Origin of the sequence: Stenotrophomonas rhizophila (assembly GCF_003751305.1) — a bacterium.
GTDB classification, from domain to species: domain Bacteria; phylum Pseudomonadota; class Gammaproteobacteria; order Xanthomonadales; family Xanthomonadaceae; genus Stenotrophomonas; species Stenotrophomonas rhizophila_B.
In genome coordinates this window covers 1,123,043-1,146,774 of record NZ_RJKV01000002.1, presented here as the reverse complement: position 1 = coordinate 1,146,774, position 23,732 = coordinate 1,123,043, and the positions used below count along the sequence as shown (strand labels likewise).

The 23,732-nt window shown below is 67.9% G+C and carries 18 protein-coding genes and 1 tRNA gene; 8 read left to right on the top strand and 11 right to left on the bottom strand.

Features of this window, described 5'->3' with window-relative positions:
- Positions 1 to 8: 8 nt before the first annotated feature.
- From EDF74_RS13550 to EDF74_RS13540, 3 genes are read right to left on the bottom strand one after another with little or no spacing between them, the layout of a single operon-like run.
- A complete protein-coding gene (locus EDF74_RS13550) occupies positions 9 to 3,869 on the bottom strand; it encodes a YhdP family protein (protein ID WP_123730584.1) in 3,861 nt (1,286 codons plus the stop codon).
- A gap of 30 nt (positions 3,870 to 3,899) precedes the next feature.
- On the bottom strand, positions 3,900 to 5,387 hold the full coding sequence (rng, locus tag EDF74_RS13545; protein ID WP_123730583.1) for a ribonuclease G: 1,488 nt from the start codon (positions 5,385 to 5,387) through the stop codon (positions 3,900 to 3,902).
- Positions 5,380 to 5,961, bottom strand: a complete 582-nt coding sequence (locus EDF74_RS13540; protein WP_123730582.1) for a Maf-like protein — start codon at positions 5,959 to 5,961, stop codon at positions 5,380 to 5,382. Before EDF74_RS13540 ends, rng begins: the two co-directional genes overlap by 8 nt.
- Positions 5,962 to 6,091: 130 nt before the next feature.
- On the opposite strand from EDF74_RS13540, the gene EDF74_RS13535 reads away from it, so the two are divergent.
- From EDF74_RS13535 to EDF74_RS13525, 3 genes are all read left to right on the top strand, one after another.
- Complete coding sequence (locus EDF74_RS13535) at positions 6,092 to 6,829, top strand: SIMPL domain-containing protein (RefSeq protein WP_123730581.1); 738 nt, start codon at positions 6,092 to 6,094, stop codon at positions 6,827 to 6,829.
- A 519-nt stretch (positions 6,830 to 7,348) separates the two neighbouring features.
- A complete protein-coding gene (locus EDF74_RS18405) occupies positions 7,349 to 7,699 on the top strand; it encodes an energy transducer TonB (protein ID WP_311316918.1) in 351 nt (116 codons plus the stop codon).
- 178 nt (positions 7,700 to 7,877) lie between these two features.
- Positions 7,878 to 10,706, top strand: a complete 2,829-nt coding sequence (locus EDF74_RS13525) for a TonB-dependent receptor (RefSeq protein ID WP_123730580.1) — start codon at positions 7,878 to 7,880, stop codon at positions 10,704 to 10,706.
- A gap of 96 nt (positions 10,707 to 10,802) precedes the next feature.
- On the opposite strand, the gene EDF74_RS13520 is transcribed toward EDF74_RS13525, so the two are convergent.
- The 8 genes from EDF74_RS13520 to EDF74_RS13485 form a co-directional block, all read right to left on the bottom strand.
- Positions 10,803 to 10,879 (bottom strand) — tRNA-Asn (locus EDF74_RS13520).
- A 57-nt stretch (positions 10,880 to 10,936) separates the two neighbouring features.
- Positions 10,937 to 11,407 carry a 23S rRNA (pseudouridine(1915)-N(3))-methyltransferase RlmH gene (rlmH, locus tag EDF74_RS13515; RefSeq protein WP_123730579.1) on the bottom strand — a complete coding sequence of 157 codons (471 nt, stop codon included), beginning with the start codon at positions 11,405 to 11,407 and terminating at the stop codon, positions 10,937 to 10,939.
- Positions 11,408 to 11,491: 84 nt separating this feature from the next.
- Positions 11,492 to 11,923, bottom strand: coding sequence for a ribosome silencing factor (rsfS, locus tag EDF74_RS13510; RefSeq protein ID WP_088434466.1), 432 nt, complete (start codon positions 11,921 to 11,923; stop codon positions 11,492 to 11,494).
- A 58-nt stretch (positions 11,924 to 11,981) separates the two neighbouring features.
- The gene (gene nadD, locus EDF74_RS13505; RefSeq protein WP_123730578.1) at positions 11,982 to 12,647 is read right to left on the bottom strand and encodes a nicotinate-nucleotide adenylyltransferase; all 666 of its coding nucleotides are present in this window, start codon (positions 12,645 to 12,647) and stop codon (positions 11,982 to 11,984) included.
- Positions 12,648 to 12,651: 4 nt separating this feature from the next.
- Entirely contained in the window at positions 12,652 to 13,689 is a 1,038-nt protein-coding gene (gene holA, locus EDF74_RS13500) for a DNA polymerase III subunit delta (protein WP_123730577.1), read from the bottom strand.
- Positions 13,690 to 13,720: 31 nt separating this feature from the next.
- Positions 13,721 to 14,347: an LPS assembly lipoprotein LptE gene (gene lptE / locus EDF74_RS13495; RefSeq protein ID WP_123730576.1), complete on the bottom strand. Its 627-nt coding sequence runs from the start codon at positions 14,345 to 14,347 to the stop codon at positions 13,721 to 13,723.
- 117 nt (positions 14,348 to 14,464) lie between these two features.
- Complete coding sequence (leuS, locus tag EDF74_RS13490; RefSeq protein ID WP_123730575.1) at positions 14,465 to 17,113, bottom strand: leucine--tRNA ligase; 2,649 nt, start codon at positions 17,111 to 17,113, stop codon at positions 14,465 to 14,467.
- A gap of 186 nt (positions 17,114 to 17,299) precedes the next feature.
- Positions 17,300 to 17,911, bottom strand: coding sequence for a DUF998 domain-containing protein (locus EDF74_RS13485; RefSeq protein WP_123730574.1), 612 nt, complete (start codon positions 17,909 to 17,911; stop codon positions 17,300 to 17,302).
- A gap of 126 nt (positions 17,912 to 18,037) precedes the next feature.
- On the opposite strand from EDF74_RS13485, the gene trxA reads away from it, so the two are divergent.
- From trxA to EDF74_RS13460, 5 genes are all read left to right on the top strand, one after another.
- Positions 18,038 to 18,901 (top strand): thioredoxin, encoded by an 864-nt coding sequence (trxA, locus tag EDF74_RS13480; RefSeq protein WP_123730573.1) that lies wholly within the window; start codon positions 18,038 to 18,040, stop codon positions 18,899 to 18,901.
- Positions 18,902 to 19,121: 220 nt separating this feature from the next.
- Positions 19,122 to 20,774, top strand: a complete 1,653-nt coding sequence (locus tag EDF74_RS13475) for a FecR domain-containing protein (RefSeq protein WP_428999163.1) — start codon at positions 19,122 to 19,124, stop codon at positions 20,772 to 20,774.
- Positions 20,771 to 22,402: a CHASE2 domain-containing protein gene (locus EDF74_RS13470; RefSeq protein ID WP_123730571.1), complete on the top strand. Its 1,632-nt coding sequence runs from the start codon at positions 20,771 to 20,773 to the stop codon at positions 22,400 to 22,402. The genes EDF74_RS13475 and EDF74_RS13470 overlap by 4 nt, the downstream gene beginning before the upstream one ends.
- A 64-nt stretch (positions 22,403 to 22,466) precedes the next feature.
- The gene (locus EDF74_RS13465; protein ID WP_123730570.1) at positions 22,467 to 22,931 is read left to right on the top strand and encodes a DUF4442 domain-containing protein; all 465 of its coding nucleotides are present in this window, start codon (positions 22,467 to 22,469) and stop codon (positions 22,929 to 22,931) included.
- Positions 22,932 to 22,982: 51 nt separating this feature from the next.
- Positions 22,983 to 23,711, top strand: coding sequence for a hypothetical protein (locus tag EDF74_RS13460; RefSeq protein WP_123730569.1), 729 nt, complete (start codon positions 22,983 to 22,985; stop codon positions 23,709 to 23,711).
- Positions 23,712 to 23,732: the final 21 nt, after the last annotated feature.

Genomic DNA, 23,732 nt, shown 5'->3' with positions numbered 1-23,732 from the left:
GAAAGGGATCAGCGCGCCGGCGGTGCGGCCGGGGCCGGCCTGGGCGCTGCGTCGCGGTCGATCACATCGACCTTGGGTTCGGCCCAGGGGCCGGTCACGCGGTAGGTTTTGGCGCCGATCTCACCCAGCGGCTTGGACAGCACCGCATTGGCGGCCGCGCCGACCGCCGCCCCCACCGGGCCGCCTGCCACCGCACCGACCACCGTCAGCAGGTTGCCCGCGCGCGGATTGACGTCGATGGTCTGGTCGAAACGCTGCTGGCGCAGATCGGTCTTGCCTCGGATGGTGATGTTCGCCGCCGGGCCTTCGATCAGCACCTTGTCGGTGGTGGCCAAGCCGTCGCCGAACGCCACGCTGCCCTCGACCTGGTTGAAGGCAAAGCCTTTGGAGAAGAAGTCGCGGAAATCGAACATCAACCGGCGCGGCAGCTGGGTCACGCTGAGCAGGCCGAGCACGCGCCCGGCACCGGGTTCGAGTTCCAGCAACTGGCCATTGCGGGCCTGCACGTCGAGCTGGCCCTGCAGCGCACCGAGCTGGAAGTCGGATGGGCCGCCCTGCCAGCCGGCTGTCATGGTCAGCTGGCCCTGGCCGCCACGCAGCTGGCCGCCATAGTCCAGATTCTGCATCAGCCCGCCCAGGTCCTCGCTCTTGACCTGCACGTTGAACTGGCTGCGCGCGGCCTCGCCCATGCCCATCCAGCGGCCATTGACGTCGATCGCCTGCTTGGGCGCGCGGAACTGCAGCTGATCCACGCTCAGGCCGTTGGCCATCGGCCGCGTGCGCAATACCGCCTGGCCGAGCTTGGCCTTGCCGAACTGCAGGTCGTCGATATCCAGCGCCAGCGGCGGGATCTTGGCTGGATTGGTGTCATTGGCACTGGCCTGGACCCGCGCCGGCAGGGCCACGTCCGGCGGCAGCAGGATCGGGGCGCCATCGCTGGGCGGCTTCACCGGCGTCGGCAGCGATTGCCAGTGCACGCGGCTGAGCTTGCCGACGATGGTGCCGCCGTCGGCGTTGGGCACGCTCAGGCTGCCCGCCAGCGAGGGGCCGTCCATGCGTACGTCCACACTGTTGCCGGTCGGTCGCAGCTGCAGCCGGGTCTGCGGGAATACACCGCCGGCGAGCAGCAGCTGGCCGACCTGCACGTCCACCTGCCGCAGCGGCATCGGGTCCTTGCCGTCGCCGCCGTCCGGCGAGCGGGCCAGCGCGATCCACTCCAGCGCATCCAGCGAGCCGCTGCGACCGTTCACCACCAGCCCGCTGGGCGGCGGATCGCGATCCACGCGGTCGCTGCCGAGGGTGACCTGTACGCCGGTCTGGTTGTCATGCGTGCGCGCGGCCAAGGCCAGACGCTGGCCGAAGGCGACATCCACACGGCCGCTGCCCATCGGCAGCTGTGCGGTGACGTCCGTCGCCAACGGCGTAGCGGCAGGCTTGTCCAGCGGCGCCGGCAGTTCCAGCGTGGTGCCGACCAGATCCGAATGCAGCTTGAGCACCGTCGGCGGTTCGACCTTGCTGCCGGCGGCGACCTTGGGCAGGGTCACCCCGATGGTCCAGCGCGAGGTGCCCTGGATGTAAGGCTTGAGCCAGTTCAATTCCGGGGCGCGGTCCAGCAGGGCCCCCGCCTCCAGCGAGGCGGTCAGTTCGGATTCGAAGGCCTGCCGCGGATCGCGCACGAACTCACCGGCGCGCAGGCTGAGCAGCCCGTCCTGGCCCTGGTGACGGACCGCCAGGTTCTCCGCATCGAAGCCGCCATGGCCATAACGGGCCTTGCCGCGCATGTTCTCGAAGACCAGGTCGAAGCGCTTCTCGGTGAGGGTCGCGCCATGGAGGTCGACCGTGCCCTGCAGGTGACCGCCGCCTTCGTCGCGATGCAGCGGCTGCAGCAGATCGAAGCTGACGGCTGCGGGTCCTTTCGCGGTGAGGTTGTCCAACGTCTCGCCGTAGGTGCCCTGCAGCGGGCTCTGCTTGAGCATGGCCAGCAGCGCACCGGCATCGCTGCGGCTGGTCGCCTTGACGTACAGCGCGGTCACACCGAAATCCGGAATGCCGGCGTCGAAGTGGTCCACCGCGACGCCCGCCAGGTCGCCCTTGCCGTGCAGTTCGAAGCCCGGGCCGATGAAGGCGATATCGGCATCGACCTTGTCCATCGCCGGCCAGTCGTGCTGGAAGCGGATGCTGCCGCTGTCGATGTGCCCGGTCGCTTCGAAGCGACCGTTGTTCTTGTCAAACGGCCAGTCTTCCAGATCACCGGTCACCAGGCCCACGCCACCGCGCACCTGCCCGGAGACCAGGGCAGCATCCAGCCAATCGGTGGCCCCCTTGCTCATCCTGGAATGAATCCAGAACCGCTTGGCGGCGGTCATCGGCACATCGTCGATCTTGGCCGCCAGCTCCAGCCACGGGCGCGTGCCGTTGTTCTGGAACCAGATGCCGCCGCGCACATCGGCCGCGTAATCGGTGCCCTGCACGCGCAGCGCCGGGGTGCCGATCCGCCAGCCACCGGCCTCGTCGCGCCAGCCCACCAGCTGGCCGGCCAGACGCACGTCGTGGCGCTCGCCAAAGCCGCTCGGCCAATCAAAATGCATTACCTGCTGCGGCTGCATATCCAGGGTGAAGCCATCGGCATCGCCGTTGAAGCGCCCGCCCACACCGCTGAGCCCGGGTGAACGGCCGACGGCGGCGAAGCGGATGTCTTCCAGATCCCCTTCCACCGAGAGCGGCCCGCCCTGCTCGCCGGCCACGCGCACGCGGGTCATGCGCACCTGCGGTGCGGCCTCGTGCAGCCACTCGCGCAGGCCGGGATCGATCCGGTCGGTCAGCGCCAGGCCGCGCAGCAGCGCGGTGGCATCGATGTTGTCGCCGGCCAGCGCGAAGTGCTGCCCGCCGGCCAGCAGCAGCCCATCCAGTTGCTGGGTGCTGCCTTCCATGCCGATCCGCAGGCGTGGCGCATCGGCGCGCCAGCCACCCTGCACCCAGCGCCAGCGCGCGCGCAGCTCCAGCGTGTCCAGCGCCAGCTGCGGGTGGGTGCCGTCAGCGAGTTTCACGCCGCGCACCTGGACGTCCTGGAGATCCGCATCGGTGGTGACCATCACCACCCGGTGATCGCGCAGGTCCACCCAGGCATTGAACTCACCGGTGCCCTTTTGCAGCCCGATGCCGCCGAACTGCAGCAGCGAGGACCACGCACGGAAATCCGCCGGGTCGGCCGACAGCCACGCCTGCCCATCACCGCGCTTGCGCTCGAACTCCAGTACCGCCGTCAGCGGTTGTGCGGCCGGGTCGGCCCAGGCCCGCGCACCGACGCGCAGGCGCTGGCCATTGACGCGCAGGCGCAGATCGATCCGCGGCAGATCGGCCTTCACGCCCAGCGAGGGGGCATCGACGCTCAAGCGCCCACCGATCACCTGCAGTTCGCCCAAGCGGCGCAGTGTTTCCAGCGGGTCACCCGCACTGGGCTGCGGCAGGCCCTGGACAGACCAGCGGCCATCGTCTGCCCGCTGCAGCACCAATGCCAGACCCCGCAACCGCAGCTCGGTCAGCGAGTGGCCCGGCAGCAGGCCGGCATACATGGACACCAGCACTTCGGCCTCGCCGATGCGCAGGCCCTGACCTTCACCAATGCGCAGCCCTTTGAGCTGCAGCAACGGGCCGCGCCGGGTCCAGGCGGTATCCAGCGCATCGAAACGCACCGGCTGGCCCGCGCGCGCGCTCAACCACGCTGCCACTTTGTCCGGGTGACGCTCAGCCAGCGGCAGCAGCTGGCTGGCAGTGCCGACCAGCAGGGCCACGCCCACGAGCAGGATCGCCACCGCATACACAGCATGGCGGCGGATCCGGCGCAGGCGCAGGCGCAGCGGTGTGCTCATCGGAACGTGGGAATGCCGGACCGGCCGCGATCAGAGCAGTACGACATCGAACTGCTCCTGCAGGTACTGCTCATCCGCCTGGAAGCGGATGCTCTTGCCGAGGAATTCCTCCAGTTCGGCTACCGCCGAGGATTCCTCGTCGGTGATGCGGGCCACGACCTTGGACGAGGCGATCACCAGCAGACGCGCCGCATCGAACTGGCGCACCGCGCGGGTGATCTCGCGGAAGATCTCGTAGGTGACGGTTTCGGCGGTCTTGATCGAGCCGCGGCCGCTGCACTCCGGGCACGGTTCGGAGAGCTGGCGCTCCAGGCTTTCCACGGTGCGCTTGCGGGTCATCTCGACCAGGCCCAGCGGCGAGAAGTCGTAGACGGTGGTCTTGGCGTGGTCGCGGGCCAGCGCCTTCTCCAGCGTGCGCAGTACCTGGCGGCGGTGCTCGGCATCGTCCATGTCGATGAAGTCGATGATGATGATGCCGCCCAGGTTGCGCAGCCGCAGCTGGCGCGCCACCGCCTGCGCGGCCTCCAGATTGGTGCGGAACACGGTCTCTTCGAGGTTGCGCTGGCCCAGGAACGAACCGGTGTTCACATCGATCGTGGTCATCGCCTCGGTCTGGTCGATCACCAGATAGCCACCGGACTTCAGCGGGACCTGCTTGTCCAGCGCGCGGCCGATCTCGTCCTCGACCCCGAACATGTCGAAGATCGGGCGATCACCGCTGTACAGCTCCAGCTTCTCGGCCAGCACCGGCATGTACTTGGCCACGAACGCCTGCAATTGGTTGAAGGTCTCCTTGGAATCGACCTTGACCTTGTCCACGTCCTTGCGGATCAGATCGCGCACCGAGCGCAGCGGCAGGCTGAGGTCTTCATAGATCACGCTGAGCGGGGCGGCATCGCGGCCACGGCGCTCCACCACGTTCCAGACCCGCGACAGGTAGGCCACGTCTTCGGCGATCGCCTCGGCCGGCTGGCCTTCGGCATTGGTGCGCACGATGTAGCCGTAGCCCCCGTGCTGGGCCGACAGCTCGGTCACCAGGGTCTTCAGGCGGGCGCGCTCGGCCTCGTCCTCGATCCGGGCCGACACGCCGACCACCTTGGACTGCGGCAGCAGCACCATGTAGCGCGAGGGAATGCTGATCTGGGTGGTCAGGCGGGCGCCCTTGGTCCCGATCGGGTCCTTGACCACCTGCACCACGATGTCCTGGCCGTCGCGCAGCAGCTCGACGATCGGCACCGACGACGGCGGCGGCAACGTGGTGCCTTCGGTATCCGGGCTGGCCACCGGCGCCGGGCGGATCACATCGTTGGCGTGCAGGAACGCCGCGCGCTCCAGCCCGACCTCGACAAAGGCCGCCTGCATGCCCGGCATGACCCGCTGCACCTTGCCCTTGTAGATGTTGCCGACCACGCCGCGGCGCCAGCCACGTTCGATGTGCAGTTCCTGCAGCATGCCGTTTTCGATGACGGCGACGCGGGTTTCCCGCGGGGTGACATTGACCAGGATTTCTTCAGACATGGGCGACTCCCTTCAGTTCAAACGTCTGCAGCAACTGCTCGGTCTGTTGCAGGGGCAAACCCATCACACCCGAATAGCTTCCCGCCAGATGGCGGATATATCGTTCAGCGCCCCCTTGGATCGCATAGGCACCGGCTTTGTCCATCGGCTCGCCGCTGGCCACGTAGGCCGCGATCCGATCCTCATCAATCGCCGCGAACGTCACCTCCGAGACCACCAGCACGCCCTGCTCCCGGCCCGCAGCGACCAGCGCCACGGCGGTCATCACCTGGTGGGTGCGCCCGGCCAGGGTGCGCAGCATCGCGCAGGCGTCGGCGGCATCCACCGGCTTGCCGAACACGCGGCCATCGAGCACCACTTCGGTGTCCGAACCCAGTACGACCGCCTCCGGATCCTCCGCGACCAGGGCCAGGCCGGCGCGCGCTTTGTCGGCGGCCACCCGCTGCACGTAATCGGCGGCGGACTCGTGGGGTGCACGGACTTCGGGCACGTGAAGGTCGAGCGCCCGGAACGGTCGGTCCAGGCGCGTCAGCAGTTCATTTCGTCGGGGGGATCGAGAGGCGAGATAAAGCATCGAGGAAGCATAACCTGAGCCTACTGTCTGAATCGCGAGCAACACCGCCGAATCGTGATCAACCCCGTCAAACCTCACGACGCGTTCATCGCCCCGACACCAACCTCAACGTCTTCACAAGGAGATGTACATGCGCCGCCCGTCCCTGTCCCCGTTGCTGCTCGCCCTGTCCCTTGCCCTGGGAGCTTCGATGACCGCCCACGCCCAGTCGCTGCCCGCCATCGCCGCACCGGCCGATGGCACGCTGCTCAACATCTCGGCCAATGCCGACGCCAAGCGCGTGCCGGATGTGGCCACGCTTTCGGCCGGTGTGGTTACCCAGGCCGTGGACGGCAACAGCGCCATGCGTGAGAACGCCACGCAGATGACCAAAGTGCTCGCCGCGATCAAGGCTGCCGGTATCGCCGAGCGCGATGTGCAGACCAGCGGCGTCAACCTGAGCCCGCAGTACCGCTACGCCGACAACGAAGCGCCGAAGATCACCGGCTACCAGGCCAGCAACACGGTCAGCCTGAAGGTGCGCGACATCGCCAAGCTGGGCAAGGTGCTCGACGTGCTGGCCGCGCAGGGCGCCAACCAGATCAACGGCCCGCAGTTCGAGATCGACCAGCCCGAGCCGGTCTATGACGAAGCGCGCCTGGCCGCGTTGAAGAAGGCCCAGGCCCGCGCCGAGACCTACGCCAAGGCGCTGGGTCTGCGCGTGCGCCGCATCGTCAGTATTTCCGAGAGCGGTGGCGGCAACGTCCGCCCGATGATGATGATGCGCGCGGCCGCCGCGCCGATGTCCGCCGACGAATCCACCCCGGTATCGCCGGGCGAATCGACCGTCTCGGTCAACCTGGACGTGGTGTTCGATCTGGGCCGCTGATCCGCGCCCCCGGTCAGTCCTCCATGACGGCGCCGAAAGGCGCCGTCATGCTGTGCACGGCCTGATTCTGACTGCCAGCAAAACCTCCACCCCGCCCCTGACTTCCGGCCCGCGCCGGGCTCGGGTATTGCTGTCATTGCGCGGCCCCCGCCTGACCCCATGCGCCGCGCAGGCACGTTGATGTTCCCGCACATCTGGCAAGGAGAGTGGAGCATGGTCCGTACCCCGTCCCCGGTTGTCCCGCTGCAGATCGACGTCTCCCGCGTGCTCGGGTGGAGCACCGCCATCGCGGTCCACGCGCTGGCCTTGATGCTGTTGTTGATCCCCGCCACCCAGCCCCTGATCAAGGCCCCGCTTGAGCGCGTACGGGCGGGCTGGGTCCCTACCCCGCCGCCACTCCCGGATTTCTCCCCTCGCCATCCTCCGGACCGGGTTCCACCCCGCACCGTGCCAGTGAACACGCAACGCGCGCCAGCCCCGTTACCCACCCCCACAGCCAGCCTTGATGACGCGCGGGCGATGGCCCCGCTTCCGGCCAGCGACGCGACCGCACCGTCACTGGACCCGGCCCCCGCCGAGGCTGCACCTGGCGGGGGTGCCCAGCTCCAGTACCGCAGCGCCCCCCCACCGCCGTATCCGATCGCAGCGATCCGCCTCGGGCAGCAGGGCACGGTCCTGCTGCGCATCCGGGTCGATGCCGAGGGCAACCCGGTGGCGGTAAGCATCGAGAAGAGCAGCGGCTCGCGCGTGCTTGACCAGGCGGCCCGCCAGCAGGTCCTGCGCCACTGGCACTTCGTGCCGGCCATTGTTGATGGACAGGCCATTGCGGCCGATGGCCTGGTGCCCATCGATTTTACGTTGCCACGCTGAGTGATCCGGGAGCCCCACGACGGGGCTCCCCATTCACAAAATGGGACGGAGTGCATCTTTCCCCAATTAAGCAATTTTTCACTCTTGCGTCACAGGACGTAAACCTAGATTGGCGCCGTTGCCACCGTCCTGGTGTCGACTTATTGACATCTAGGTTTTCCCAGTCAGGAGAGATGCTGTGAAACACCCGATCCAACGCCGCGACGACAGCCGCCGCACCAGCCTGGCCACCTCCATTTCCACGATCCTTACCGGCGGCGCGCTGCTGCTGGTGGGTGCCATGGCGTCGTCCTCCGCGTTCGCGCAGGAGCAGGCGACCAACCTTGACCGGATCACCGTCACCGGGTCGAACATCCCCCGCACCAACACCGAAACCCCCTCCCCCGTCCAGGTGGTCACCCGCCAGGAGATCGACCGTACCGGCAAGACCACCGTCGCCGAGTACCTGCAGACCCTGACCGCGGACGGCTCCGGCTCCATTCCCAAGACCTTCGGCAACGGCTTTGCCGGCGGTGGCGCAGGCATCTCGCTGCGCGGCCTGGGCGCTGGCTCCACGCTGGTGCTGTTGAACGGCCGCCGCATGGCGACCTACGGCCTGGCCGATGACGGCCAGAAGGTGTTCACCGATCTGAGCACCATTCCGCTGGATGCGGTCGAGCGCATCGAAGTCCTCAAGGACGGCGCTTCTGCGATCTACGGTTCGGACGCGATCGCCGGCGTGGTCAACATCATCCTGCGCAGCGACTTCAACGGCGCCATCCTGCGCGCCTCCTACGGCCTGTCCGGCGACAGCGACGGCGATGCCAAGAAGGCCACCCTGACCGCCGGCACCGGCGATCTGGCCACCGATGGCTGGAATGCGTTCTTCAGCCTGGACGTGGGCAAGACCGACGCGATCAAGATCAGCGACCGCAAGGATCGCAAGTGGATCGGCACCGGTGACATCCGCCGGTATGGCTATGGCAACAATGCGCAGTTCCTGGGCGGCGCCTTCCTCAACGGCCGCACCAGCGGCGGCAACAGCCCCAACGGCTCGGTGTTCGACGACCGTGCCGTGACCGCCACTACCCCCGCCTTCCTCGTTCCGCTGCCGGGCTGCCAGGGTCTTACGACGATTCCGGACCAGACCGATGCGTCGATCGCGCAGAACGGGTGCCTGTGGGACCCGGCACAGCTGTACCGTGATCTGACCCCGGAGGAGAAGTACGTCAACGTGTTCGGTCGTGCCAGCTTTGCCTTCGGCGAAGGCGGCGAGATCTACACCGAGATCGGCTACTCCAAGAAGGAGACGACCTTCAGCAACACCCCGTCGGGCGTGTCGGGCAGCTGGGGCTTCCCGGACGGCCCGCGCAACGCCAGCAGTGGTCCCGGAGCCGTCGTGCTCAGCCCGACCCATCCGGACAATCCGATCCAGGGACAGGCGTCGCGCCTGCGCTATTCGGCATGGGATGTGGGCCCGCGTGTCACCAACAACACCAATGAGTTCAATCGCTTCCTGGTGGGCGTCAAGGGCAACTGGGGTGAGTGGAGCTACGATACCGCCTACCTGCATTCTGGTACGGACCTGACCAACAAGCGCACCGGCTTCCTGCGTTACAGCGCGGTGCAATGCGCGCTCGGCAACCCGGCCTGCCCGGGCGGCGTGTGGCGCATCGGCGACAACGCCGGTCAGAACTCGCAGGCCCTGTACGACTACATCTCGCCGGACATCAGCGCCCGCGCCAAGTCCAGCCTGGACATGTTCGACTTCACCGTCTCGCGCAGCCTGGCTGACCTGAAGGGCGGGCCGCTGGGCCTGGCGCTGGGTACCGAATGGCGCAAGACCAGCAACAGCCTGACCCCGCAGACCTACACCGACCAGGGCGACATCATCGGCCTGGGCTACTCGGCCTACGACGGCACCCAGAACGTATATGCCGGCTACGTCGAACTGTCCGCGCCGGTGCTGGAGCAGCTGGAACTGTCCGGTGCGGTGCGCTACGACAAGTATGAAAGCGGCGAAGGCAAGGCGACCCCGAAGGTTGGCATCAAGTGGACCCCGTCCGACTGGATCGCGGTCCGCGGCAGCTATGCCGAAGGCTTCCGCGCGCCGAACCCGGCCGAGAACGGCGACGGCGGCCTGGCCGCCTTCTCCAACGCCCGCGATCCGGTCCGCTGCGCAGCCAGCCCGATTGCGGATGTGGGCACCAACTGCAGTGCACGCCCGGTGGCCATCATCACCCGGCCGAATCCGGACCTGAAGCCGGAAGAGTCCAAGAGCTACTCGGTGGGTCTGGTGCTGCAGCCGACCTCCAGCACCTCGATGACGATCGATGCGTGGCAGATCAAGCGCACCAACGAAATCGCACAGGGTGCCACTGCCGATGCGATCGCGGCGGGCAACGTGCTGCGTGACACCGATCTGATCAATGGCGTCGCAGGCACCGGTACGATCCTGGCGGTCAACACGGATTACATCAATGCCGCATCGACCCGCGTGCGCGGTATCGATACCGACATCCGCCAGACCTTCGACATCGGCCCGGGCCAGCTGGAGATGGACCTGCAGTGGAGCCACGTGCTCAAGTTCGAGCGCACGGATTCGGATGTGACCGTCGATTACGCCGGCACGCACGGCAACTGCGACGTCACCAACTGCATCGGCACGCCGAAGGACCGCATCAACTTCGGCACCACCTGGAAGCAGGGCCCGTGGAGCGTCAGCGGCGTGGCCAACTACATCTCCAAGATGGACAACACCGACTTCCGCGGTCCGGACGGCTCGTACCAGTTCTCCTACGCCGACGGTACAGACGTCGAGAAGATCTCCTCGTTCACCACCTTCGACCTGTCCGGTCGTTGGAACATCACCGAGGCCTTCGAGTTGAACGCGTCGGTGCAGAACCTGTTCGACCGCATCGCCCCGCTGGATCCGACCACCTACGGTGGCGTGAACTACAACCCGCTGCACTTCAGCGGCGCGATCGGCCGTTACTTCACCGTGGGGGCCAAGTACACCTTCGAATGAGGTAGCCGCACCTGGGGAACAAGGAGCCCGGGCAGTGCCCGGGCTTTTTGTTGCAAAAAAAAGCCCCGCATCGCTGCGAGGCTTTTTCTCGAATCTTGGCGCCCGAAGTTGGACTCGAACCAACGACCCCCTGATTAACAGTCAAGTGCTCTAACCGGCTGAGCTATTCGGGCGGGGTGCGCATTGTAGCCCGTTTTTCGCGAGATGTAACCTGTTCGGCGACAACTATTTCACGCGCGATGGTACGGATGGTTGGCCAGCATCGCCGCAGCGCGATACAGCTGCTCGGCCACCACCAGGCGCACCAGCATGTGCGGCAGCGTCAACGGCCCGAGCGACCATTTCTCGTCCGCCATCGCCGACACTTCCGCCGAATGACCTTCCGGCCCGCCGATCAGGAAGGCCAGGTCCCGGCCCTGCCCGCGCCAATGCTCCAGGCGCTGCGCCAGCTGCTCGGAACTGAGCTGGCGCCCCGGCACATCGAGCGCGACCACGTAGGCATTCTTGGGCAATGCGGCGATCACACGCTTGCCTTCGTCATCGGTCGCGCGGCGCGCATCGCGCCCTTTGCCACGCAGGCCGGGCTCGATCTCGACCAGCTCGAAGGGCAACCAGTGCGAGAGCCGCTTCTGGTATTCGGCAAACCCCTGCGCGACCCAGGACGGTGCGCGTTCGCCGGTGGCGATCAACTTGGCTTTCATCTCTGTCCTCCGCCGACACCCTGCGTGGCGCCGCAAAAGACAACGGCGCCATCGGCGCCGTTGTCGTGACCGTACGTGCGGGAATTACCGCGCGTCGTAGTCGTCGTCCGCATCGTCAAGCAGTTCGATCGGCGGCTGGTCGCCCACGGTCCACAGGCGCTCGAGCGCGTAGAACTCGCGCACGCGCGGCAGCATCACATGGACCACCACGTCGCCCAGATCGACCAGGACCCACTCGGCTTCGCGCTCGCCTTCCACACCCAGCGGCATCACGCCCAGCTTCTTGGCGAACTTCACCACTTCGTCGGCGATCGACTTGACGTGACGGCTGGAGGTACCCGACGCGATCACCATGTAATCGGCGACGCTGGAGCGACCGATAACGTCGATCTCAACGAGATCCTTGGCCTTCAGTTCTTCGGTGGCCCCGCGCACGCACTCGAGCAGCTGCAGAACGGAGGGCGCCGGATTCGGCAGTTGGACCTTGATGGTCTGGGGCTGGGCTTGGTTGCTCAAAGCGGGTCAACTCGATAAATGTGGGATCGATTATACGGGGCGGCGCGCCCGCGCGTATTCACGACGGTGTCGCGCCGTACAGGCGGTGATCGAGGATGTAGCCGGCCACCGGCTCGGGCAGCAGCCGCTGCCAAGGGCCACCGGCCTGGATCTGCGTACGCACGGCGGTGGCCGATTCCTCGCGCAGCGGGGCCTGCAGGCGCAGCAGGCGCCCACCCGGCGCGTTGAACAGCTCGCGCTCATGACGGGCCCACCGCCCTTCCAGGGCCTGCGCCAGAAGCGGGTCCAGCGTGTCGGCCAAGGGGCTGCCCGGGCGGTCGGCGACGATGAAATGCGCCAGCTCGAACAACAACGTCCACTCGTGCCAGCTGGGCAGGGCCAACAGGCTGTCCGCGCCGACCAGCCAGGCGATCGGCTGGCGCGGGCCCAGTTCGGCGCGCAGCTCGCGCAGGGTATCAACGGTATAGGACGGCACGCCCGGGGTGCGCTCGGCCCGGTCCAGCTCGCGCCGGTCCACCAGCAGGCCCGGCTCCTCACCGATGGCAAGCGCCAGCATCGCCAGACGTTGGCCGGCATCGGCGCCGGGGGCAGCGCGGTGCGGCGGATCGGCGGCGGGCAACAGGCGCACGGCAACCTGCAGCTGGTCGCGGGCGGCACGGGCAATGGCCAGGTGGCCCAGGTGGACCGGATCGAAGGTCCCGCCGTAGTAGATGCGAAGGCCCATGGGCTCAGGCCCGGGCGAGCAGGCGCACGGCGCGGGCTTCGGACACGGCGATCAGCAGCCGTTCCAGCGCCAGCCAGGCATCGCCGTCAGCGCGCCCCTTGGCAATGCGGTCCACCAGCCCGGCCTCGGCCACGAAGCGCTCCCAGCGTTTGACCTCGGGATGGCGCTGCAGCGCGCGCTTGAACGGCGCCTGCCGCGATTCCCAGATGCCGCGGCTTTTCATCTCCGCCGCCAGGTTGCCGCCGCGCGCCTGCACCCGCGCCAGACCGGCCGTGGACAGCAGCTCGCGGATCACGATCGGGGTCAGTGCAGCCACCGCTTCACCCTCGGCACGCAGGCCGGCGATCATCCGCAGGACGGCGGCGGGCTGGCCGGAGAAGGTCGCTTCAACCAGACGGAACACGTCATAGCGGGCGGCATCGGCCACCAGCGACTCCATCGTGTCCACGTCCAAAGTCTGGCCATCGGCCAGCAGGGCCAGCTTGTCGATTTCCTGCGCGGCGGCGAGCAGATTGCCTTCCACCCGCTCGGCCAGGCGCTGCACGGCCTGGGGATCGGCGCGCAGGCCCTTGCCGCGCAGGCGGCGCTCGATCCACTCGGTGAGCTCATGCGGCTTGATCGCCCAGGCCACCGAGATCACCCCGGCGCGGCCCACCGCATCGGCCCACTTGGTCTGGTGGGCCTTGCTCCATTCGTTGCAGGTGATCAGCAGGATCACGTCCGGCGCCGGATTGGCACAGAACTGGCTGATCACCTCGGCGCCTTCCTTGCCCGGCTTGCCGCTGGGCAGCCGCAGTTCCATCAGGCGTCGGGCACTGAACAGACTGGGCGCATTGAAGCTGGCGTCGAGCTGGTGCCAGTCGAAGTCACGGCCATCGGCATCGAAGACTTCGCGCTCGTTGACGCCATCGGCACGCGCCCGCGCCCGCACCGCATCGGCAGCTTCGAGCACGCGCAGGGTCTCAGGGCCGGCGATCAGGTAGACCGGGGCCAACGGCTGGCTGGCCGGTTGGCTGGCAAGCTGTTCGGGGCGCAGTTCCATCCGGGCAGGCCGATCCGCGGGCGGACCGGGCTCAGCGCCCCTGCGGGACGACGGCGGGGACCGCCGGCGTCGGCGTGGTCGAAGCCGGGGTGGCCGCAGGCATCTCAACCGGCGTCTCCACCGGCGTCGTACCCGGCTTGGCCGGGGCACGGCCGTGCTCCAGCTCGGCACGGACCACGCTGTCGATGCGGCGCATGATCGAGGCCGACATCTCACGACGCAGTTCGTCGGCGAGGATTTCGCGCTCGGTGGTGGTACCGGTGGCATCGGTCGGCGGCGACACGTAGTCGCGCGAGAGTTCGATCACCTGCTGCGGCACCAGCTCACTGCCATCTTCGCGGCGGAAGATGAAGATCACCGCGTAGCGCAGGCTGTATTCCTGGGCGCGGCCCTGCGCATCGATCGCGATCGGCAGATCGCCCCAACGCTCGGACACCACCTGCAGCTGCGAGGCCGGGCCCGTGCTGTCCGGATCGGCCAGCTGTGCCCCGGAGGCCTGCAGGCCACGACGCAGCAGCTTGACCAGCTCGCTGTAGGGCGCGGTGGACACCACCTGGACTGCGGCGGTATCGGCCGGCAGCATCAGCTTGTTGCGCAGATGGAAGCCGCACCCGGCAAGGGTCGCGGTCAGGACAAGGGCAAGCAGGAATCGGGTCATGGACACAGTCTGTAGGAGCCGGGCGGTCGCGGCAACAAGCAGTGATCGTGCCGGATGCCGCGTGAACAGGACTTGATACCAGACCGGGTGCACAGGCACCCGGTCGGCACGACAGGATCAGCCCTGCGGGGCCGCCACGATGTTCACGATCTTGCCGGGCACGATGATGATCTTGCGCACCACCAGCCCTTCCAGGAACTTGGCCGCGTTCGGCTCGGCCAGGCCCAGGGCTTCGATCTGATCCCGCGGGGCATCGGCCGCGACCTCGATGGTGCCACGCAGCTTGCCGTTGACCTGCACGGCCAACGTCACTGCATCGCGCACCAGCGCAGCCGGATCGGCTTCCGGGAACGCCTGGTCTTCCAGCAGTTCTTCGCCATGGCCCAGCACCTGCCACAACGCATGGCTGGCATGCGGGGTGATCGGGTTGAGCAGCAGCACGGTGGCACGCAGCGCTTCCTGGCGGACCGCACGGCCCTGATCGCTGACGTCATCGAACTTGGCCAGCGCGTTCATCAGTTCCATCACCGCAGCGATCGCGGTGTTGAAGCTGTGGCGGCGGCCGTAGTCGTCGCCGACCTTGCCGATGGTTTCATGGGTCTTGCGGCGCAGCGCCTTCTGCTCGGCATTGAGCGCGGCCACGTCCAGGGCCGGGGCGGCACCGTCGGCAGCGTGCTTCTGCACCTGCGCCCACAAGCGACGCAGGAAGCGGGCCATGCCATCGACGCCGGCTTCGTTCCATTCCAGCGACTGCTCCGGCGGCGCGGCGAACATCGAGAACAGACGCACGGTGTCGGCACCGTACTTGCTCACCATCACCTGCGGGTCCACGCCGTTGTTCTTGGACTTGGACATCTTCTCGGTGCCACCGATCACCACCGGCAGGCCGTCGGCGATCAGGGTCGCCCCGACGATGCGGCCGCGCTCATCGCGCTGCACATCGACATCGGCCGGGTTGATCCAGTCCTTGGAGCCGTCCGGATTCGGGCGGTAGTAGGTTTCGGCGATCACCATGCCCTGGCACAGCAGGTTCTGCGCCGGCTCGTTGCTGTCCACCATGCGCGCATCACGCAGCAGCTTGTGGAAGAAACGGAAGTACATCAGGTGCAGGATCGCGTGCTCGATGCCGCCGATGTACTGATCGACCGGCAGCCAGTAGTTGCCGCGCTTGTCGACTGCATCACGGGCACCCGGCGAGGTGTAGCGCGCGTAGTACCAGCTCGACTCCATGAAGGTATCGAAGGTGTCGGTCTCACGCTCGGCCGCGCCGCCGCAGTCCGGGCAGGTGGTCTTGCGCCATTCCGGATCAGCCTTGATCGGCGAACCGGTGCCGACGAAGTTGACGTTCTCCGGCAGGATCACCGGCAGCTGCTCTTCCGGCACCGGCAAGGCGCCGCACTTGGGGCAGTAGATCACCGGGATCGGGCAGCCCCAGTAGCGCTGGCGGCTCACGCCCCAGTCGCGCAGACGGTAGTTCACCCGGCGCTGGCCCTGGGCCTTGCGCTCGAAACGCTCGGCCAGTGCCTCGAAGGCGCCCTGGAAATCCAGCCCGTCGAACTCTTCGGAGTTGACCAGCTCGGTCTCGCGCGTCTTGTCGCCGTACCAGTCCTGCCAGCGCGTGGCGTCGTAGGCGCTTTCTTCCTTGCGCAGCGACTTCAACGCGATGACCTGGCGGATCGGCAGGCCGTACTTGTTGGCGAATTCATTGTCGCGCTGGTCGTGACCGGGAACGGCCATCACCGCGCCGGTGCCGTAGCCCATCAGCACGAAGTTGGCGACCCACACCGGCACCTGGGCGCCGGTGACCGGATGGATGGCGCGCAGGCCGGTATCCATGCCGCGCTTTTCCTGGGTCTCCAGTTCGGCTTCAGAGACGCCGCCCTGCTTCATCTCGGCCAGCAGCGCGGCCAGTGCCGGGTTGGACTTGGCCGCGTGCTGGGCCAGCGGGTGTTCGCCGGCGATCGACACGAAGGTCACGCCCATCACGGTGTCCGGACGGGTGGTGAACACGCGCAGCGGGTCCAGCGTGCTGCCGTCTGCGTCACGCACGTCGAACTGGATCTCCAGCCCTTCCGAGCGGCCGATCCAGTTGCGCTGCATGGTCTTGACCGAATCCGGCCAGCCCGGCAGTTCGTCCAGGCCGTCCAGCAGTTCCTGGGCGTAATCGGTGATGCGCAGGAACCACTGCGGAATCTCGCGCTTTTCCACCAGCGCGCCGGAACGCCAGCCGCGGCCGTCGATGACCTGCTCGTTGGCCAGCACGGTCTGATCGATCGGGTCCCAGTTCACCACCGCGTTGCGGCGGTAGGCCAGGCCCTTGCGCATCAGGCGGGTGAACATGCGCTGCTCGTGCACGTAGTACTCGGGCGTGCAGGTGGCGAACTCACGCGACCAGTCGATCGCATAGCCCATGGACTTGAACTGGCCACGCATGTGCTCGATGTTGGCGTAGGTCCACTTGGCGGGCGCGGTCTTGTTCTTGATCGCCGCGTTCTCGGCCGGCAGGCCAAACGCATCCCAGCCCATCGGCTGCAGCACGTTGTGACCGGTCATCCGCTTGTAGCGGCTGATCACGTCACCAATCGTGTAATTGCGCACGTGGCCCATGTGCAGCGCACCGGACGGATACGGCAGCATCGAAAGGCAGTAGAACTTCGGCTTGTCCGAGGTCTCGGTGACTTCGAAGGCACGGGTGGCATCCCAGTACTGCTGGGCGGCGGATTCAACCTGCTGCGGATCGTAAACGTTGGGTTCGACGCTGGTCATAAAAACGCTAGTGCGGCGGCAAAGCGGCACAGGGTACCGCAGTGCGGCAAAGGGCTCCAATCGACGTTGCCCACTGCCGTGGCCAAACCTGTCATCTCATTGAATTGACAGGGGATTGGCAGAACACCCCCTGCCCCTGCCCCGCGCCGCGCGGCGTACCGGGGCGCAGCAACGTCCCGCCCGCGCTCAGCCCCGCCGCGCCGCCGGGGCCAGCGGCAGCACCGCCACCAGCCAGACCAGCCACACCCCGAAGGCCACGCGCTGGGCCAGCGGGGCCGGCAGCAGGGCCTGCAGCGCAAACGCGGCCAGCAGCACGCCCACCCCGCACGCCAGATGCAGGGCGCCCACGGCACGCCACGCCGGCAGCCGCAGCGCGCCGATCCCGGACATCACCGCGCCCGGCACGAAGGCCAGCACCCAGATCATCCAGGCACTGGCGTGGTATTGGCTGGCGGGATTGTCCAGATCGCTGGTATCCAGCGGCAGCACGCCCATCGCGGTGAAGCCGACCCCGGCCAGCATCAGCAGCTGGGCGCCGACCCGCATCGACCATGGCGCGGTGCGCGGCACCCGCAGCAGCAGGCGCAGCGCGACGAGGCTGGCCAGCAGGCCGGGCAGCGCAAAGCCGAGCAGGTTGAAGGCCAGCGCATGCGGGACGCCCAGCGCACCCAGCAGCGCGACCGGGTGGCCGATCGGATCGAACAACGGCAGCGCCGCGCCAAATCCAATCACCGCCCCCACGAACAACACGGCGGCGGCGATGCCAAGCGCACGTTCCCAACGATGGAGTTCCAGCATGTTGCACCCGGCCTGTTCACAAGGTCCGCATTGTCGCTGTTACGCACGGATTCCGCCCAGTGGGGTTGCGTCAGGCCGCGGGCGGCACCATACACTTCCTCTCCAGTTTCCCGTTGATCTGAAACCATGAGCGATCTGCCCCACGTGTTTGACGCCACCACCGAGACCTTCGAGACCGAGGTGCTGCAGAAGTCCCTGCAGACCCCCGTGCTGGTCGATTTCTGGGCCACCTGGTGCGGCCCCTGCAAGACCCTGGGACCGATGCTGGAAAAGCTGGCCGGCGAATACCATGGCGCCTTCGAGCTGGCCAAGGTCGACGTCGACAAAGAACAGCAGATCGCCGCCGCCTTCCAGATCCGCTCGGTCCCGACCGTGTTCCTGGTCAAGGGCGGGCAGATTGTCGATGGCTTCCCGGGCGCGGTGCCGGAAGGTCAGCTGCGCGAGTTCCTGAGCCAGCACGGCGTGGTCCCGCTTGAAGCGGCCCCGGATGAAGCAACGCCTGTGGAGGCGCCGCCGCTGGATCCGCAGGCCCAGGTCGACGTGCTGCGCGCGGCGATTGCCGCCGAGCCGGACAAGGAAGAGCTCAAGCTCGACCTGGCCCTGGCCCTGCTGCAGACCGGCGCCACCGCCGAGGCCACCGCCCTGATCGACGCGCTGCCGGCCAACCTCTCCACCGATGACCGCGCCGTGCGCGCCCGCGCCCGCCTGGAATTCGCCAGCGCCCTGCAGGAAGCCCCGGCTCCCGAGGTCCTGGAGGCGCGCATCGCGGCCAATGGCGATGACCTGCAGGCCCGCCATCTGCGTGGCGTGCAGCTGCTGCTGTCCGGACAGGACGCCGCCGCGCTGGAGCAGTTCCTGGACATGCTGCGCCGGGACCGCACCTACGACGAGGGCCGCCCGCGCAAACTGCTGATCGATGCCTTCAAGGTGATCGAGGATGAAGACCTGGTCGGCCAGTACCGTCGCCGGATGGCCTCGCTGCTGTTCTGATCGGCCACGGCCAGCGCCTTCCGGGGCGCTGGCCAACGAAGCCGTCTCCCCAGACCGGCAACTTCGATGTGTGACGTGAGTCACGTTCAGAAACCCTGCACGACTCCCGGGCAATAATGCCGCCGCGGCCCACTGGAGGCTGCGATCCATCGGGGAGGATGAGGTCTGGGCCATGGCGGCCTACTTGGCTGCGCCCCGCCTTGCAGGGCCGTGAATGACCGTGAGATTGACCCGATTCCTCCGTTTTCCGATGGCCGCCCGCCTGTTGGTGCTGGCCGCCATGATGTTGTCTGCCGCGCCGGTTCTGGCCCAGGACTGGACCTACCGGGTGCGTCCTGGCGACACGATCTGGGACCTCAGCGCCCGCTATCTGAAACCGTCCATCGCCTGGGAACAGCTGCAGTCGCACAACGGCATCGCCGATCCCTATCGGCTGCCGCCCGGCAGCCAGCTCCGCTTCCCCGTGGCCTGGCTGCAGGTCCAGCCTGCGCCGGCGCGTGTACTCGCCGTGCGGGGCCCGGTACACAGCCAGACCGGCGGCCAGCCCCGCCGCGAGGTGGCCGAAGGCGATCTGCTGCGGATCGGCCAGGAACTTTTCACCGGCGACGATGCCAGCGTCACCGTGGTATTCGCCGATGATTCACGCCTGCAGCTGCGCGAGCAGTCCCGGCTGCGCTTCGACCAGCTCAGCCGCTATGGGCGCACCGGCATGGTCGATACCCGCCTGCGCCTGGAACAAGGCCGTGCCAGCAACCGCGTGACCCCCGCCAGCGGCCCGGCGTCGCGCTACATCATCGACGCGCCCACCGCGACCAGCAGCGTACGCGGCACCGTATTCCGGGTCAGCGCCGGCCAGGACGGCCGTGGCGCGGCCACCGAGGTACTGGAAGGCCGCGTGCAGGTCGGCAACCGCCGCGGCCAGCGCCTGGTCACCCACGGCCAGGCCACGCGCAGCCCGTCGCGCCATGCGCGCCCGGCCGATCTGGAAGCGCTGCTGCCAGCCCCCGTGTTGGCGACCGATCCCCAGCGGCTGGCCACCCTGCCCGCTGCGCTGGCCTGGCAGCCGGTGCCGGATGCCGTTGGCTACCGGGTGGAAGTGGTCCGCGCCGACCAACCGGAGGTGCTGCTGTTCGCCCGCGATACCGACACCACGGCGCTCACCCTGCCCGACCTGCCGCCGGGCGATCTGCGCGTGCTGGTGCGGGCGGTCAGTGCCGAACAGGTGGAAGGACGGGATGCCGGGCAGGACTTCCAGGTCCGTGACCAGCCGATCGCCCCGCTGACCGTACGCCCGCTGCACGGCCAGACCGTCAACAGCGCACGGCCGCGTTTCGAATGGACCCGCGTCGCCGACGCCGAGCGGACCGTTCTGCAGATCGCCCGCGACCCGCAGTTCCTCCATCTCCTGCTCGAACAGGACACCCGCGCCACCCACCTGCGTCCCGTCCTGGACCTCCCCGCGGGCGAGTATGCGTGGCGCGTGGCGTCGGTGGATCGCAACGGCGACCGCGGGCGTTTCGGTCAGCCGCTGCCGCTGACCATCACCGACAAGCCGGTCGATCCCGCACTGCAGCCACCGGAGGCGGCCAAAGGGCAGTTGACGCTGCGCTGGCAGGCCGGCGAACCAGGCCAGCGCTACCGCGTGCAGCTGGATCGGCGTGGGGACTTTGCCACCCCGCTGCTGGATCGCGAACTGGATCAGCCTGAGGTCACCCTCAAGCGCCCCTGGCGCGGCACGCTGCACGTCCGCGTGCAGTACATCGACGAGGACGGCTACGCCGGTCCGTTCTCGCCGACACAACAGATCGCCCTGCCGTGCCGTACCTGTTACGGCGCCGGCGGCGGCGCCCTGCTGCTGTGGCTGCTGCTGTGACGCCGCTGCACCTGCCCTGGCCGCACCGCATCGCGCTGGCGGCAGTGGTCGGTGCCTTGGCCGTGGCGGCCAACCACTGGCAGTGGTTCTGGAAGCAGGATGAAGCGGTCTACGATGCTTACGTGGGCGGCTGGGAGTACACCCCCGATGCGCGCCTGCTGATCGTGGCGATCGACGACAACAGCCTGCAGCAGCTCGGCCAGTGGCCGTGGCCACGCGGCACCCATGCGCGTCTGCTGGATCGCCTCACCGACGCGCGCGCCGAACGCGTGGTGCTGGACCTGGTGCTGTCCGAAGCCGATCGCCAGGACAGCACACAGGATGCCGAACTGGCCGCAGCGATCCGTCGCAACGGCCACGTCGTGCTGCCGGTGGTGGCCGCGCCGGCCAGTGGCCCGCGCATGGCCGAGGAGCTGCTGCCGATCCCGCTGATCGCCGCCAACGCGGCCAGCCTCGGCCACAGCGACATCGAGGTGGACAGCGACGGCGTCGCACGCGGGCTGTTCCTCACCGCCGGCATCGGTTCCCCGCACTGGCCAGCGCTCGGCTTGGCACTGGCCGATCCGCCGGGGCCATTGCCCGGGCTGCGCGATGATCGTCCCGGCCTGGATTCGCCGTATCAGTGGCGGCGCGACCACTATGTGCGGGTGCGCTATGCGGGCCCGCCCGAGCGTTTCCCGCAGCTGTCCTACGTGGATGTGCTCAATGGCGAGGTCGACCCGGCGCTGCTGCGTGGCCGCCTGGTCCTGGTCGGCCTGACCGCCAGTGGCATCGCGCCGCGCCTGCTCACCCCGACCACGCGCGACCGCTGGATGAGCGGCAGCGAGTACCAGGCCAATGTCGCCTCGATGCTGCTGGGCGACAAGGTCATCGTGCCGTTGGCACCTCTCGGCCAGAGCGTGCTTACCGGGTTGCTGGTGGCGCTGTGCTGCCTGTTGCTGACCCTGCCGCGGGCGTGGCTGAGCGGCGTGCTCGCCTTGCCATCGACGCTGTTGCTGAGCTTCGTGCTGTTGCGCGCCGGCAGCCTGTGGTTTGCACCGGCTGCCGCCTTGACCGGGATGCTGGCGGTGATCCTGGCGTGGGCGCTGTGGCGCGTCAGTGCGTGGCGGCGCCAAGCCAACAGCGATGCCCTCACCGGACTGGGCAACCGGCTGCGCTTCGAGCAGACCCTGCAGGCCGAGCATGACGCCGGCCGGCGCACCGGGCGGCCATTGAGCCTGGTGCTGATCGATGTGGACCACTTCAAACGCCACAACGACGAGTTCGGCCACCAGGCCGGTGACAACGTGCTGCGCCGGATCGCGCAGGAAATCCGCGCGCATGCCCGCCGCCCCCGTGACATGGCCGCGCGCTTCGGCGGCGACGAATTCGCGCTGATCCTGCCCGACACCACGCCGGAAGGCGCCCTCCAGGTGGTGCAGGATCTGGTCGCGCGCGCGCAGGCACTGGAGATCCCGGCCGGGCGCGGCGCGACCACGCATATCACCGTGACCGTCGGCGTGTTCACGCGCGTGCCGACCGCGAACACCGAGCCGCGGCACTTCTTCGAAGGCGCCGATGCCGCGCTGTACCAGGCCAAGGCGGCCGGACGGAATGGGTATTCGGTGGATGACGGTGGGCTGGGCTGAGGCGCCACTCCATACGCAGGCGAATGGTAGACTCGGATCTCCTCTCCACTGAGCTGCGATCCGAATGAAGGCCTCCGTCTTCCGCCTTGGCCTCAACCTGTGGCCTCCATTCCTGTTCACCGGCATCCATGTCACCCAGGTCAGCCCGGACTACCGCCATGTGCGCGTCGAGTTGCGCATGCGTCCCTGGAACCGCAATTACGTGGGCACCCATTTCGGTGGCAGCCTGTTCGCGATGACCGATCCGTTCTGGATGCTCACCGTGATGCAGAACCTGGGCCGCGATTACTACGTCTGGGACCGCGCCGGGGAGATCGAATTCCTCAAGCCGGGCCGCGGCACCGTGGCCGCCGAGTTCAGGCTGGACGAAGCGCTGCTGGATCAACTGCGTGCCGCCACCGCCAGCGGGGACAAGTACCTGCACTGGTTCAGCAACGACATTGTCGATGCGAAAGGCGAGGTCATCGCCCGCGTGCGCAAGCAGGTCTACCTGCGCCTCAAGCCCGAGGCACGCCAGCGCGCGGGATGAGTCATCGCGCGCTTGCTATGCTCGCGCGCCGGCTCCACCCCACGGACGACCATGCGCCTGCCCCTGCTTGCTGCCCTGCTGCTCACTGCCCTGCCCGCGTTCGCGCAGGAACTGCGGATCCCACCGGTCGACTATCCGGTATTGCCCGCCCACGCCACCCGGGCCGAAGGTTTCGTGCCGTCAGGGTGGCGCATCGAGCAGCAGCTTCGCGGCGACCTCAACGGCGACAAGCGCGAGGATCTCGTTCTCGTCCTGCGCCAGCAGGACCCGCGCAACATCGTCGAACACGATGGGTTCGGCATCAGTCCGCTGGACAGCAATCCACGCATGCTCGCCATCGCCTGGGCCACGCCGGACGGCTACTCACTCGCTGCGCAGAACCATACGCTCATCACCCGCCACGAGGCGCCGAACCTGTCCGATGTCTTCGAGGAGGGCGCCGGCGTTTCGATCGTGCGCGGCACGCTGCAGACCACGCTGTTCTTCTTCTCCAACGCCGGCAGCTGGTCCACCGGCTCGGCCAGCTACACCTTCCGCTGGCAGGCGGGTGCCTTCGCGTTGATCGGCTACGACCGCAGTTCGATGATGCGCAACTCCGGGCAGACCGAAAGCCTGAGCATCAATTACTCGACCCGACGCGTGCGTCATGCCGAAGGCAGCATGGAATCGGACGAGGAGCGCGTGCGCTGGGAGACCCTGAGCTCGCCGCAGCGCTGGACCCTGGAGACCGTCGGCGACGGCAGCGCGTTCGAGCCGCTGGCGTCGGCGCAGGATCGCTGAGCCACGGCATCCCGGCGCGTT